10 protein-coding genes and 2 tRNA genes are annotated in these 13,718 nt (G+C 44.5%); 4 read left to right on the top strand and 8 right to left on the bottom strand.

Annotation, left to right across the window (positions count from 1 at the left end; translation table 11 throughout):
* Window positions 1-142: 142 nt before the first annotated feature.
* The 7 genes from rpsO to ABWW54_RS13320 all read right to left on the bottom strand — a co-directional run bounded on the left by rpsO (window position 143) and on the right by ABWW54_RS13320 (window position 7,371).
* Window positions 143-412: a 30S ribosomal protein S15 gene (gene rpsO / locus ABWW54_RS13350; RefSeq protein ID WP_353412840.1), complete on the bottom strand. Its 270-nt coding sequence runs from the start codon at window positions 410-412 to the stop codon at window positions 143-145.
* Between the two features lie 195 nt (window positions 413-607).
* Complete coding sequence (gene truB, locus ABWW54_RS13345) at window positions 608-1,522, bottom strand: tRNA pseudouridine(55) synthase TruB (RefSeq protein WP_353412839.1); 915 nt, start codon at window positions 1,520-1,522, stop codon at window positions 608-610.
* Window positions 1,523-1,678: 156 nt separating this feature from the next.
* Window positions 1,679-2,035: a 30S ribosome-binding factor RbfA gene (gene rbfA / locus ABWW54_RS13340; RefSeq protein ID WP_353412838.1), complete on the bottom strand. Its 357-nt coding sequence runs from the start codon at window positions 2,033-2,035 to the stop codon at window positions 1,679-1,681.
* 27 nt (window positions 2,036-2,062) lie between these two features.
* Window positions 2,063-4,783 carry a translation initiation factor IF-2 gene (gene infB / locus ABWW54_RS13335; RefSeq protein WP_353412837.1) on the bottom strand — a complete coding sequence of 907 codons (2,721 nt, stop codon included), beginning with the start codon at window positions 4,781-4,783 and terminating at the stop codon, window positions 2,063-2,065.
* 70 nt (window positions 4,784-4,853) lie between these two features.
* Window positions 4,854-6,374 carry a transcription termination factor NusA gene (gene nusA / locus ABWW54_RS13330; RefSeq protein WP_353412836.1) on the bottom strand — a complete coding sequence of 507 codons (1,521 nt, stop codon included), beginning with the start codon at window positions 6,372-6,374 and terminating at the stop codon, window positions 4,854-4,856.
* Window positions 6,375-6,400: 26 nt separating this feature from the next.
* Window positions 6,401-6,865 (bottom strand): ribosome maturation factor RimP, encoded by a 465-nt coding sequence (gene rimP, locus ABWW54_RS13325; protein WP_353412834.1) that lies wholly within the window; start codon window positions 6,863-6,865, stop codon window positions 6,401-6,403.
* A gap of 429 nt (window positions 6,866-7,294) precedes the next feature.
* Window positions 7,295-7,371 (bottom strand) — tRNA-Met (locus ABWW54_RS13320).
* A 204-nt stretch (window positions 7,372-7,575) separates the two neighbouring features.
* Here ABWW54_RS13320 and ABWW54_RS13315 point away from each other — a divergent pair.
* A tRNA-Ser gene (locus ABWW54_RS13315) sits at window positions 7,576-7,666 on the top strand.
* 668 nt (window positions 7,667-8,334) lie between these two features.
* The gene (locus tag ABWW54_RS13310; protein ID WP_353412833.1) at window positions 8,335-10,191 is read left to right on the top strand and encodes a serine/threonine protein kinase; all 1,857 of its coding nucleotides are present in this window, start codon (window positions 8,335-8,337) and stop codon (window positions 10,189-10,191) included.
* On the opposite strand, the gene ABWW54_RS13305 is transcribed toward ABWW54_RS13310, so the two are convergent.
* Window positions 10,172-10,699, bottom strand: coding sequence for an ECF-type sigma factor (locus ABWW54_RS13305; RefSeq protein ID WP_353412832.1), 528 nt, complete (start codon window positions 10,697-10,699; stop codon window positions 10,172-10,174). The two genes, ABWW54_RS13310 and ABWW54_RS13305, sit on opposite strands and share 20 nt — an antisense overlap.
* A gap of 833 nt (window positions 10,700-11,532) precedes the next feature.
* Here ABWW54_RS13305 and ABWW54_RS13300 point away from each other — a divergent pair.
* Together ABWW54_RS13300 and ABWW54_RS13295 are read left to right on the top strand one after the other, a co-directional pair.
* Entirely contained in the window at window positions 11,533-12,096 is a 564-nt protein-coding gene (locus tag ABWW54_RS13300) for a hypothetical protein (RefSeq protein ID WP_353412831.1), read from the top strand.
* Between the two features lie 17 nt (window positions 12,097-12,113).
* Complete coding sequence (locus ABWW54_RS13295; protein ID WP_353412830.1) at window positions 12,114-13,679, top strand: Lcl C-terminal domain-containing protein; 1,566 nt, start codon at window positions 12,114-12,116, stop codon at window positions 13,677-13,679.
* Window positions 13,680-13,718: the final 39 nt, after the last annotated feature.

Below are 13,718 nucleotides of genomic sequence, written 5' to 3'. Positions count from 1 at the left end.
GTCATTTCTACTGAGGCCAAACTTTCTATTTTTACTTAAAGAAGCCGTTTTGGAAGTCGCTTCAACCGAACTTAAAATTCTGTCTTTAGATCTTTAAATCACAAAGGCCTTATCATTAAGATAAGGCCTTTGCTTATTCTTTCTACTTACGTAAGCCTAGACGCTTAATAAGAGAGCGATATCTTTCGACATCTTTGCCTTTCAAATAGTCCAGCAATTTACGTCGACTGTTTACCAAACGCAGCAAACCTTGACGTGAGTGATGATCGTGGATGTGCTCTTTGAAGTGTGGTGACAAGTCTTTAATTCGAGCTGTCATCAATGCGATTTGAACTTCTGGAGAACCAGTATCGCCTTCTTGAACTTGGTATTCTGCAACAATTGCAGCTTTAGCGGTAGCATCTAATGCCATGATAGTTTCCTCTTCATTAAAACAAAATAGTTAAACAAACCACATACCCTGAAGGGTGGATATGGGCGATTAGCTTGTTAGCACGATGGCATAACAAGGCGTGTATTCTAAAGGTTTAGCGTCGAAAAGCACGCACATTTAGTTAAAAATCATAGATTTTGTCCCTTTTCTTCCCTCCAAATAGACATTCAGTCTTCAGTCGATATCCACAAATATCTTCTGTGTTTTAATTTGGCTGTTCTGCCTAACTTCACCGAGTGCAAATAAACCACCGTTGGGGCGATAAAAACGCGTTAACCCGCTTGTAACTAATCCGTCAGATTGCGTTGGCTTTCCGCACAACAGGCTTTTTATCTGCTTGTCTGACACCTGTAATTGCGGCATATCTGAAATCAACACATCAATCGGCAAAAGCAAATCAGTCAATGCTTGCTGGTCATTTTCGAGGTCAGTTAAGGCTTCAATTGAATGAGACTGCCTTACCGAGATAGACTTTATGTCAGTACGCCTAAGCTCTACAACGTGGGCTCCACAACCAAGAGCTTGACCAATATCGTGGCCAAGCGAACGAATATAAAAACCGCTAGAGCAATGGACTTCGAGCTTTAACAACACATCAGAGGTACGCTCAGCAGCAAGACTATAGACAGTCATATCTCGTGCCGGCAGTTCAATTTCCTTTCCTTTGCGCGCTAACTTGTACAGAGGCTGACCGTCTTTCTTTAAAGCACTGTACATCGGAGGAACTTGCTTTATCTGCCCCCTAAATTGCGATAATACTTCCTCGATTTGAGCATCGGAAACATCGACTGCGATTTTATCAATAACAACCCCTTCGGCATCGCGCGTATCAGTGACTTCGCCGAGCTTAATCGTCGTTGTGTACTTTTTACTTGAGCCTAAAAGGTATTCGCTTACCTTGGTTGCTTGACCGAAACAAATAGGCAACAAACCAGTAGCTAATGGATCTAACGCTCCAGTATGACCCGCTTTCTTAGCCTGATAAAGCCACTTAACCTTTTGAAGAGCCGCGTTAGAGCTAAGCCCTAACGGCTTATCAAGCAGCAAGACACCGTGTATCTGGTTCTTTTTATTCTTATATTGAGCCATCTTTGTGGAAAAGAAAATATAGACGATAGGAGATACGAAAAGCGGGTCTACCCGTTCAAGTATTGACTAGGCATTCCCGACGCAAAAATTCAATAATCCAGCCGTTCAACTTAGGCGGATTAACCTCTATTTGAAATGGCTGCGCGAGCTGACGGATTATTGCTTATTAAGAGCTTTATCGATCAGCGCTGACATTTTCGCACCTTCAGAGATAGAGTTATCATAAACAAAAATTAAATTCGGGCAGTGTCGCATCTCGATTACAGACGCCAATTTACCTCGAATAAACCCACTGGCGTTATCAACCGCGATCATCGTAGCATCTATGTCCAAATTTTCGTCAGACATGCTGGTCAGAAAGATCTTCGCTTGACGAAGATCTTTAGTCACTTCCACCTCTGTGATAGTTAAAGAACGAACCCGCTCATCTTTCACTTTGGTACGCAGGATCATGGCCAACTGACGATTAATCGTCTGAGCAACCCTGTCACTTCTTGCAAATTCTCTAGGCATTATATTTTGTCAAATTAAGGTTACTCCTTAAAGAGTAACCTTAACCTCTACCTTCTCAAAGATTTCTAACTGATCACCAACCTTGATATCGTTGTAGTTTGTTACGCCAATACCACATTCAGTGCCGTTCTTAACCTCAGTAACGTCGTCCTTAAAGCGTCTCAGAGAGTCGATAGTTCCCTCGAAAATCACCACACTCTCGCGTAACACGCGAACAAACGCTTTCTTACGCACGACACCTTCGGTGACGTAACAACCAGCTATGGTGCCGATTTTAGGAGCCTTAAATACCTCTCTAACCTCGACGTATCCGATAAAATCTTCTCTTATCTCTGGCTCAAGCATACCTTCCATCGCCGCTTTAACATCATCGATGACTTCATAAATGATGCTGTAATAACGGATTTGAACATCTTCTTGCTCAGCAAGCTTTCTGGCCTGAGCATCGGCTCGGACATTAAAGCCTATTACCACCGCTGAAGAAGCCATCGCAAGGTTTATGTCGGACTCATTAATCGCGCCAACCATGCCATGAACCACGCTCACTTTTACTTCCGGTGTAGATAGCTTTACTAAAGACTCACTCAGCGCCTCAATTGAACCTTGCACATCACCCTTAATGAGAACAGTAACGGTTTTAACCTCTCCTTCGCCCATTTGAGAAAACATGTTCTCCAACTTAGCAGCCTGTTGACGAGCCAAGCGCGAATCACGCTCTTTATGCTGACGGAACTCAGCGGCTTCACGAGCCTTACGCTCATCGTCGACAACAAGAACTTCGTCTCCGGCCGCTGGCACACCACTCATGCCTTGAATTTCCACAGGAGTTGATGGGCCTGCCACCTTAATAGTATCGCCCTGATCGTTCACCATCGCGCGAACGCGACCAGTCTCTCGACCAATCAGAACAATATCGCCGTATTTCAATTCACCATGCTGCACAAGAACGGTACAGACGGCGCCTCGACCCTTGTCCAATCGAGCTTCAACCACGCGTCCAGATGCGTTACCCGTCGGGCGAGCTTTCAACTCAAGAATTTCAGATTGCATCGCGACCGATTCCAACAGCTCCTCGACTCCGTCTCCAGTGTGCGCAGAAACCGGAACCATCATTATGTCGCCACCCCAATCTTCTGGGATAACTTCTTGCGTTGCTAATTCTTGCTTAACACGATCTGGGTCAGCGGAATCTTTATCCATCTTATTGATGGCGACAACCATATTCACGCCCGCATTCTTTGCGTGTTTGATTGCTTCAATCGTTTGGGGTTTAACACCATCATCAGCAGCCACAACCAAAATTATCAAATCAGTCGCCTGTGCGCCACGTGCACGCATTGCACTGAACGCTTCGTGCCCGGGTGTATCTAAGAACGTGATCTCACCGTTACTGGTTTGTACTTGATAGGCGCCAATGTGCTGGGTTATGCCACCAGCCTCACCATCAGTGACTTTAGCCTTACGAATATAGTCTAGCAACGACGTTTTACCATGATCGACGTGCCCCATGACAGTAACCACTGGACAACGCGACTCCCATGAAGATTGGTCTTCTTCGACGTCTTGATTTTTTGCAATGAATGCTTCAGGGTCATCTTGCTTGGCTTCAACCGCCGTATGCCCCATCTCCTCTACGACCAACATCGCTGTGTCTTGGTCCAGAGTATGGTTGATGGTCACCATGGTCCCCATCTTAAAAAGCTCTTTAACAACTTCAGCCGCTTTAACCGACATTTGCGCAGCCAGATCGGCCACACTGATGGTTTCACCGATTTGCACATCACGCACCACTGGAGCAACCGGTTTTTCAAACGCGTGTTGATCCGATGTGCTTGTCGTAATGTTATTAGGTCGACGCTTATCCTTACGACGCTTGCCCTTCTTCGAAACGTGCAACTCTTCTCGCCCAGTAAACGGCTTGCGCTTACCCTTTCCAGCTTTAGGTGCCGCTGCAGGTGCGGCCGGTGCCGCCGGTTTAGGCTCAGCCTGTTTAATAATTGGAGAAGTACGCTTGCGCTCACTGGCCTTACGAATGATTGATGGCATTGCGACTTCGCGACGTGGACGGCGCGGCGGCTCTGGCGTCTTTTCTTCAGCTGGCTTTTCTTTAGACGCGGACGGAGCGGCTGCCTTAGTAACAGAAGCTGAACTCTTAGATGCTTCTTGCTTCTTAGCTTCTTCGGCCGCTTTCGCAGCGGCTTCCTCGGCCTTAGCCTGTGCTTCTAATCTAGCAGCCTCTTCAGCCGCCTTCGCCGCTTCTTCAGCTTCTCTAGCAGCCTGCGCTTCAGCTTCAGCTCGTTCGGCCGCTTGTTGCTGCTCTAGAGCTAACTTTTCTTGTTCAGCAGCCAAAACATCATCATCAGCTTGCGAAGCGACTTCAACCGCCTGATCTTGCTCAGCTTGCTGGCGCTCCGCTTCTTGCTGCTCTAAAACCTCACGCTTAACAAATGTTCTGCGTTTTTTGGTTTGCACCTGAACCGTTCGAGCAATACCAGTCTTGGTTGTTTGCTGAATTTCAGATGTGGTTTTCTTCTTTAGAGTAATCTTCCCACGACCGTTAGACGCCGCTGGCGCCGCTTCAGTCGCCGAACTGCTTCTCAAGAAATCGAGAAGCGTCCGCTTCTCGTCATCGCGCAACGAATCTTCCACGGTTTTACCCTTCACACCTGCATCGTTAAGCTGCTTAACTAAGCGCTCAGGTTCAATACCAATCTGTTGGGCAAAGGCTTTAATCGTAATAGTTGACATAATAATGTTCTGTTTTGTGTGTTTAGCGAGTGGCGGTATAACCTAGTTGGTTATCTTTAGAGCTTTTGGCTTATGCCTCAGCTTCCTCCGCATCAATGCCCATTTCTTCAAACCATGGGCGGCGCGCAATCATAATCAATTCTTGTGCGCGTTCTTCGGAGATGTTAAGACCCTCAATTTCCAACAATTCGTCGGTTGCCGCTTCGGCCAGGTCTTCCATCGTTTTAATGCCATTGATTGCCATGTATTTAGCAGTCGTGTCATCCATACTTTCCATAGACAACAAATCATCGGCAGGATCGGCACCCTTTAACAGCTCTTCTTTTTGAATCGCCATCGTAACTAACGCATCATCGGCCCGCTGTCGAAGCTCATCCACTAAAGATTCATCGAACTCTTCTATTTCAGCCATCTCGTCACGTGGCACGTAGGCCACTTCTTCCAAGCTGGAAAAACCCTCTTGGATCAAGATAGTGGCAACGTCACTGTCGATGTCCAATTTTTCCATGAACATCTCTCGCACACCAGAAGACTCTTCTTCGAGCTTTTGATTGGCTTGCTCGTAGGTCATGATGTTGATTTCCCACCCAGTCAATTCACTCGCTAGGCGAACGTTTTGACCACCGCGACCAATTGACAGCGAAAGTTGGTTTTCATCAACGATTACGTCCATTGACCCTTTGTCTTCATCAACCATTATTGATTCAACTTCGGCCGGCGCCAACGCATTAATCACGAATTGCGCTGGATCTTCCGACCATTTGATGATGTCAACACGCTCGCCATTAATCTCATTGGAAACGCTTTGAACTCGTGACCCTCTGATCCCTACACAGGCACCAACAGGATCCACCTTACTGTCATTAGACTTTACCGCAATCTTTGCTCGCATCCCTGGATCACGAGCCGCGCTCACAATCTCAATGATGTTTTCGCTGGCTTCTGGAACTTCGGCCCGAAACAAAGATAAAACCAACCCGGAAGCAACCCTATCAAGCACCAATTGAGGGCCACGATTGTTTTGCTTCACTTCACTCAATATTGCTCGAACCCGGTCACCTGGACGCAATGCTTCGCGTTGAATTGTTCTGTTTCGTGGGAGTACGGCTTCTAGACCACCAAGGTCTACAATAGTATCTCCTCTTTCCTGGCGCTTAACGACGCCAGACAACATTTCGCCGACGCGTGGCTCAAACTCTTCTTTGATTTTATTACGCTCAGCCTCACGCACTTTTTGCATGATAACTTGCTTTGCCGCCTGGGCTGCTATTCGGCCAAATGGAACGGCCTCTAGCTCTTCTTTAACAAAACCACCAATCTCTATCTCGGCGTCGTGTTCTTTCGCTGCACTCAAACAAATTTGCTTCGTCGGGAACTCCAACTCAGCGTCATCTTCGATAACTTCCCAAACTCGAAATGGGATATAAGACCCATCTTTTTGGTTGATTGTGCAATGCACCTCAATATCCTCGCGATGACGCTTGCGTGTTGCAGTTGCCAACGCAGCTTCGATTGCCTCAAAAATAATCGCTTTATCAACTGCTTTTTCAGTCGACAAAACTTCGGCCATCATCAATATTTCGCTTGCCATGTTCGTAGCTCTCTTAATTGAAGTTTTTAACTATTAAAGTCGTATACCGGCACTAATCGTGCCCGGTCCATCTCATCGTAAGGCAGTTCAGACTGTTCGCCATCCACCTCAACAACAACAAATTCATCATTAGCCTCGATCAATTCACCAGAGAACCGGCGACGACCATTAACTAACGTAGTCATTTTAATCTTAACATCCTGCCCAACGACCGCTTTAAAGTGCACGGGCTTGGCAAGAGGTCGATCCATACCCGGAGAAGAAACCTCTAAGGTATAGCGATTAGAAATTGGGTCTTCGACATCCAAAATCGCACTAAACTGACGACTTGCTTTCGCACAATCGGAAACATTAACTCCCGATTCAGAATCAATGTAGACGCGCACTATCGAAGTATCTCCACCACTGAGCTCAACTGACACGATCTCGTAACCCAGTGCTTCAGCGCCTGGTAACAATAGATCTTCAATGTGTGGGACTGTTAATGCCATTTCTAATTCTCTAAATATATTTTCAAATTTACCAAGCCATCAGATGCAAAGAACACAAATTTGCACAAAAAAAGGCGAGCATCGCTCACCTACCTATCGATACGACCAAGGGTCGATCGGCCACTGAATTTTATCTACAGCAATGAATAAAGCATTCTTCTATCATTGCTACCAATGCTGCCAGTTCTTGACATCATCAGCGTTAAAAAGCAATTAGACTTTCATAGTAAGATTCAATTTAGTCGCAGTAAAAAACACGAAACCCCGCTAAAGGCGGGGTCTCCAGTGAGCTTAACACCTCAAATTAATGAGACCTCAAACAAGCTTGGTTACAGCGCGCCAGCCATACAACTGACGTAACACCGCATCTATATTAGCCACACATTAAAAATCGAGCAGTTGACCTAAAATGGGAAACAACTAATCACTTGGTAGCGGGGGCAGGATTTGAACCTACGACCTTCGGGTTATGAGCCCGACGAGCTGCCAGACTGCTCCACCCCGCAACATCAAGTGGACGCGTAATATAGTAAAAGGGAAGTCAGTTTGCAAGGCTTTATTTTAGCTAAGCCGGAATTAATAGTAAAAGCGATTTATTGGAATACGATCACGTTTTTTGGCAAAAATATTTTTAAAAAGGCATTGTCATCTCAAAAACCTTCGGTTAATATTCGCGTCCTGTTTGGCAGCGCCAGCAACCAAAAGAATTAGGAGAGGTGGCAGAGCGGCTGAATGCACTGGTCTTGAAAACCAGCAAGGGTTAATAGCCCTTCGTGGGTTCAAATCCCACCCTCTCCGCCATTATTACGGTTTTACTCATAAGTTAACCTTAATAACGCTAAAGCCTCGCACACTGCGAGGCTTTTTTTGTTTTTACAGCCCCTATTCCCTATTCCCTATTCCCTATTCCCTATTCCCTATTCCCTATTCCCTATTCCCTATTCCCTATTCCCTATTCCCTATTCCCTATTCCCTATTCCCTATTCCCTATTCCCTATTCCCTATTCCCTTTTTTAATACGCTAGTATCTTACTTTAAAATTCCACCATTAAAGCTGCTGGAGCTTTCGAGCCTCTCAAAATAAATTGTGTGGTGCCACTAACTATATTTATGCCATTGCACGATTTTGTGAAAAAAGAATGATAGCCGCAGGGCTCTAGGGGTAGTTTATTCAGTTTTTTTCAACAAACCTGCAGATATAAATAGGCTCGAAAGAAAGTTACATTTAAAATTGAAAGGGTGAACATAGCTATGATGGAATTAGAGAAAGTCTCTGTTTGTTCATCGGCACTGGTCGCCTTACACATGATAACAAGATATATCTAATCGCGGACGACGCGACGATTGTACTCAGCTCGTGGCAAGCAAATAAATGCACAGTATGCTGTTAAATTCGTACTTTCTTAGAGCTGTCGTCTGGGCAACCCTTAATATTCAAAACTTTTCACGACCGTCTTGGCATGCAGCATATGCGTAATTCTCAAAAAAGCATCGAAGCAATTTTTCATTCTGCACTAAATATGAAGGCGCATCTCAGAGAAGACTATATTCGTCGTTTTACGTCTAACCAATCAGAGTTCCTATTTATCTTGAATATGTTGCGAAAGGCAGAGATTAATTCTGACTTTTTGGCGACCTCTTACGAACTCGATCTATCAGAAACACTGCTCTCCATAAATAGCAAGGTCGGCCGCTGGAAAGTTATCGAACTATTAGGGCGAGGAGGCATGGGTGAAGTATATAAAGTTGAACGCACTGGTGCCGACTTTGAGCAATCAGCTGCATTAAAAGTATCGCGAACAAGTCAGCCCGACCTGCTCCAACGATTTCAAGATGAATGCAGAATATTAGCAAAGCTTGAACATCCTAATATCGGCCGGTTAATCGATGGTGGCACGGATGACGCGGGCCTAAGGTATTTTGTGACCGAGCTGATCGATGGGAAAGATATTGTTCGCTATTGTAGCGATATGCAATTAGACCGTAGGGGGAAAATTGATATATTTGGTCAGTTATGCTTGGCTGTTGAACACGCACATCAACGCGGTATTCTGCACCAAGACATAAAGCCATCGAATGTTTTAGTAAGTAATGATGGATTGGTTAAACTGGTTGACTTCGGGATATCCGGCTTTATCGATAGCGCAACTTATAAATCAAGCGCCCCATGTACTAAAAAGTACGCTGCGCCAGAACAAATTAATGGCGAGAGCCTTGGTGTAGAGGCTGATGTTTTTTCCCTAGGGCGATTACTGAAAGCTCTAATTTATAATGACGACGATCCCGACAACGCTCCCAAAAAGGCTGCAATAGACATAGAAATCGACGCTATTGTAGACAAATGCACATTCGTCGATGCAAGCTTACGGTACAGAAGTGTTCGCGAGCTAATACGTGAAATTGAACGGCTACTTTCAAGTCAACCTGTGGTCGCACTAAAACAAAAATGGAGCTACCGCTTATCCAAAGCTTTCAAACGTAATACGGCCTTAATCGGAAGCTTTATAATGGTATCAATTGGAGCAATCTTCAGCTTTAGTTTTTATAAAGAAACAAAAAATTTGGAGTTGGAAAATCAATACTGGTTTACTAGAGCAAGCCTGACATCAATTAAACCGTCTGAAATTACTGCATTAGGATGCGGTCAAGACAGCATTCAAGTCTTTAACAACGAGTTAATAGTAAGAGGCGCCCTGACCGAGCGCCAGCAAGGCATTGCGAAACTCGCTGGCCAATATAGTCAAGATGGCGTGCCTATAAGCGCGTTAAGCTTCACTCCCGATTGCGAAGGCATCGCGTTGGTGACGGATGCAAACAAGCACACTAGCAATGTGAAAGGGGAATTGCCGATTCATTATTACAGCACAATCAATAGGCTTATGATGGAAAACAAACAAATAACGGCGGTGGCTTTTGACCCTGACCGCTGGGATGCGCGAGCCGCATTCGTAATAGCGTACAATGGCGGCTTCGAAGCATCACCAGACACAAGCAAAGAACTCATTCAACGTTTAAAGGCAGCGACAGAATCAGATGGCTATGTTGCGGGCTTGGATTTTTACCCAAAACCGGGATATCCAAGTGGGTGGACCGTGCTTGGCGCAAAAGGTTATCAATATACACGTAATGTGACAAAGAAAGAGACAGAGTCATGGTATTACGAAAACCTCCGGTTTCTCAGAACCAAAAACATAATCCCAACGTATGTATCTTTCTCACGTGACGGAAACGACTACGTATTAGGCAACGAAAAATGCGTTTATTCAAGCCGTAAGGAGTTGCTTCATCTCACTGGCTGTCCGCTCTTTATTCCTCAGATTGATTAAGCAATGCACTTGCTAACCACGCTTTGATAAAGACCCAATCACGTCGAATTGTCCGAGAGCTTTTCCCAAGAATATCGGCGGTCTCTTGCTCAGTAAAACCGCCAAAATAACGAAGATCCAAAATGTTAGAATAGCGTCCATTTATATTTCGTAAACCTTCCATCATCTCGGCTATAGCAACAAGTTGTTCTGGCTGTTCCCTAAATTCCGGCAAATAATCAGATAATTCATCAACTGAGCACTCTCCATCATGCGCGCGCTTTCCAGCTAGCCTCCTTCGCGCATGATCGATAAGTACATGTCTCATTGCCTGCGCAACAGAACTAAAAAAATGATTCTCATCAGACCAGCGTGCGGACGACCTCAATTTAAGCCAACTCTCGTGCAAGATATCAGTCGTCAACATAGTTTGACTACTACTCCGACGGCGGCGCTTCTTTCGCGCAAGGTTTTTGAGGGTTTCGTAATGTTCAGTTACTAACACATCAACTTCTAAATTATTTGACATGCTAGATTAGTGAACTAAATACATAAATTTGTAGACCAAGACAATGGGGCCAATACAGCTTAAAAAAGTCATCCTAATACCAACGCTTTTTATTATTAACTCTACATAAATACTATTTCCGAATTTAACACGATAGCTTCGTGAAAACTCTATTCAAAAGAACAATAACGCAGCAGCAGTACCAATATTAACATTAAATACTTCGACGTCGCTTGTACCCTTAATGCCTACTGATGGAATATTGCCCACACGGCCATGGGCAAAAGTTAATTAGACGTCAAATAAAGCAGCAATTAATTTAGTACAACTAAACTTAGTCTATCTCAGCATCGCAGTAATACTTCTTTGATTTCAAGAAGAGGCCACTAATCTCACAGACGCTTTACTCGTAACTGACTCCTACTTCATCAAAAAACCCTGAACCCTAATTTTATTTAGGATGGCAAAGCCTAAATGTTCATATAAAGTGATCGTCATTGAATTTAGATCTAACGATCAACGCTGTTTATTAGTACCGACGCCAGAGTAAAGAGAACTCTCTAGTCAAATTTTAATTCATCTAAAACAAGCAGCACCCTAGAACAGACCATAAAGCCGGCGAAATTCAAAAAAATGTCCTATCACCGAAGCTTTTTTCGTTATTAAAACTATATAAGCCACATTTTTAGCTTTAACACGATAGCGTTGTGAAAACGTTTTTCGCAGAAACACTAACAATATTTACTCTAATTATTAGAACATAACTTGTACAGATCAAGGTCGATGAAAACTGATTGACTCAAGAAAGAGTTACAAATCATTTTAGCCATAACATATTGGATATCTTTCGAACTATGTCAAATTTCACAAAACTTACTTGGCCAATCGTCGTGATTCTGAGTCTTTTTTCCTGCAGCTCACATTCCACTAATGAAGACACCAACGCATGCGACATGATTGACATCGCGATGACGTCCAATCATTTTGGTATAGGTCGATCGACTATAAAGGAAGTCTCTCGCCGAGAATCGAAAGATGGTTCACGCACATCCTGTGAGTGGGGGTTAAAGGATTCATCTGGCGCAGCATTTCTCATCCACCTAAAAAAGCAAGAGCGTAATTCTAAAATCACCAACCCAAACTATTTCGAAAACAGTATTCAGTACGAAATAGACAATGGGCGTATCGCCTTCGGAAAAAGCGTAGACGTTAAAGCCGGAATCCTTGGGGACCATGAGAATGGCGCTTTTTCAATCCCGTTAGAGAACAAATTTACTAAATCTATTTCGTATACGTGGCGCGAAAAAGAAGAGCGTCGATATACATTAACATTAACTAAAACCCAAGACAGCCGTGATGGTGTGGTTGCTCCAACCAAGAGTGAATTGGAAAAGATAGCGTCTCTTTTTCGGTTTTAGTCAGGCAGTTGTAGATCATGAATATTTTAAGTCTTCATATACGGAGTTTGTCGCTAGCTGGTTTCCAACTTACTGCGTTGATTTCCGGTGCTCTTAAAGTAAACGGCGATAACGTATCTCACCTATCCAAGCTTGTGAGGAAAAGATATACAGCCAATGCGACGCATATGACTTTTGGCAAAAGAACGCGGATCAATACTCTGATAGCCCGATCGAGCCCAGCCGTCAACCCACTCAACCCACTCAACCCACTCAACCCACTCAACCCACTCAGCCCTCGAACTCGCGTATGCCTCACCGAGTATTTATCTTCTGACATCGCTAGTCTAAACCTTATGAAAAATGAGTACTTAAACCAATGTTTCAATCGGCATTCGGTCAGTCAGTCTAAGCTAAAGAGGCTCTGCCGTGACACTCAAGTCGATTTTATCCGGGTCAAGCGCCACCTAGTTAAGATTTTGGTTTTCTTTAGTCTCATATTTCACAGCCAAAGCGCGACTTCTCAGCAAAGCGACGAGGTAAGAAAACGGAACGCGTCACTCGCTCCGATTATTAACTTCTTGCTAGACGATGAGACAATTCCGGCGACAGAGTCGAATGGCACTCCTGCTCTAATAGGCCACGCCGGAGCCGGCGAGGTGAGTCTAAGTTGGGACCCGGTTGATGAAGCAATCAGTTATCAACTCTATTACTCGATGGAAAGTTTTGGTTCACCAGTAGCTGATACAGCCAACTATACCAACTATGCAAATGCAGAACGAATACAGAATATCGTCGGTACGAGCTTTGTTCTAAGCGACTTATCAAACTACAAAATCTACTACTTTGTACTCGTAGCGCAATTCACCAACTCAGAAAGTGCTCCTTCGGATGAAATTTTGATTATTCCTGAAATTAAACGGAATGACACTGGCCTAACCAAAGCCGGATTGCACCCTCATGGAATTTTCGCCGATTGCTCTGTTGGTCCAACACTTAGCCAGCAGGATTGCAGTCACGGCCGTGATGTGACTCACAATGATGACAGCGACGGTTTAGCTGGCTTTAGCTTCACTAAACTCGACGCGAAGGGCGCCCCTCTTCCAACGAGCGCCACCCGATGGTCATGCATACGGGATAATGTTACTGGATTGATCTGGGAAACTAAGAACGATGATGGCGGTATTCACGACAAAGATAATACCTACCGGTGGGGTGGAAAAACGGCCCTAAGCAATGGTTACGGTACCTACTACGATGATTGGGATGCCCTAGTAGATGAAAGCAATAGTGACGCTTTATGTGGTTTTAGTGATTGGCGCGTACCGTCAGCGGGAGAGCTTGTCAGCATCATGATCTATCGTGAGTATGGAAATAACTATGGAATTGTACCTCCCGTATTTGATTTGACTTTTTTTCCAAACACACCGTCAAGTGATCGAGGCATGTTCCCTGGAACCTGTTACTGGACGGCTTCAGCTTTTGCTTCAGATTTTAGAAGTGAAGGCTTAGAAGACGCATGGTGTGCAGGATTCACAGGGTATGTGGATAGTCGTTCACGTGATGATAATGCTCATGTGCGCTTAGTTCGAAGTACGCGATGAGCTATTTTTCTAAAAAGACAAGAAATCACAAGCATTTTG

It is taken from the genome of Arenicella sp. 4NH20-0111 (assembly GCF_040366405.1).
Classification (GTDB): Bacteria; Pseudomonadota; Gammaproteobacteria; order Arenicellales; family Arenicellaceae; genus Arenicella.
This window is presented reverse-complemented; position numbering and strand designations above follow the sequence as displayed.

Coding starts and splice junctions, on each gene's coding strand:
- ABWW54_RS13305 (WP_353412832.1), bottom strand. CDS start 10,699: ATGTCAAATAATTTAGAAGTTGATGTGTTAGTAACTGAACATTACGAA.
- ABWW54_RS13295 (WP_353412830.1), top strand. CDS start 12,114: ATGAATATTTTAAGTCTTCATATACGGAGTTTGTCGCTAGCTGGTTTC.
- nusA (WP_353412836.1), bottom strand. CDS start 6,374: ATGGCAAGCGAAATATTGATGATGGCCGAAGTTTTGTCGACTGAAAAA.
- ABWW54_RS13310 (WP_353412833.1), top strand. CDS start 8,335: ATGCGTAATTCTCAAAAAAGCATCGAAGCAATTTTTCATTCTGCACTA.
- rbfA (WP_353412838.1), bottom strand. CDS start 2,035: ATGCCTAGAGAATTTGCAAGAAGTGACAGGGTTGCTCAGACGATTAAT.
- ABWW54_RS13300 (WP_353412831.1), top strand. CDS start 11,533: ATGTCAAATTTCACAAAACTTACTTGGCCAATCGTCGTGATTCTGAGT.
- infB (WP_353412837.1), bottom strand. CDS start 4,783: ATGTCAACTATTACGATTAAAGCCTTTGCCCAACAGATTGGTATTGAA.
- rpsO (WP_353412840.1), bottom strand. CDS start 412: ATGGCATTAGATGCTACCGCTAAAGCTGCAATTGTTGCAGAATACCAA.
- rimP (WP_353412834.1), bottom strand. CDS start 6,865: ATGGCATTAACAGTCCCACACATTGAAGATCTATTGTTACCAGGCGCT.
- truB (WP_353412839.1), bottom strand. CDS start 1,522: ATGGCTCAATATAAGAATAAAAAGAACCAGATACACGGTGTCTTGCTG.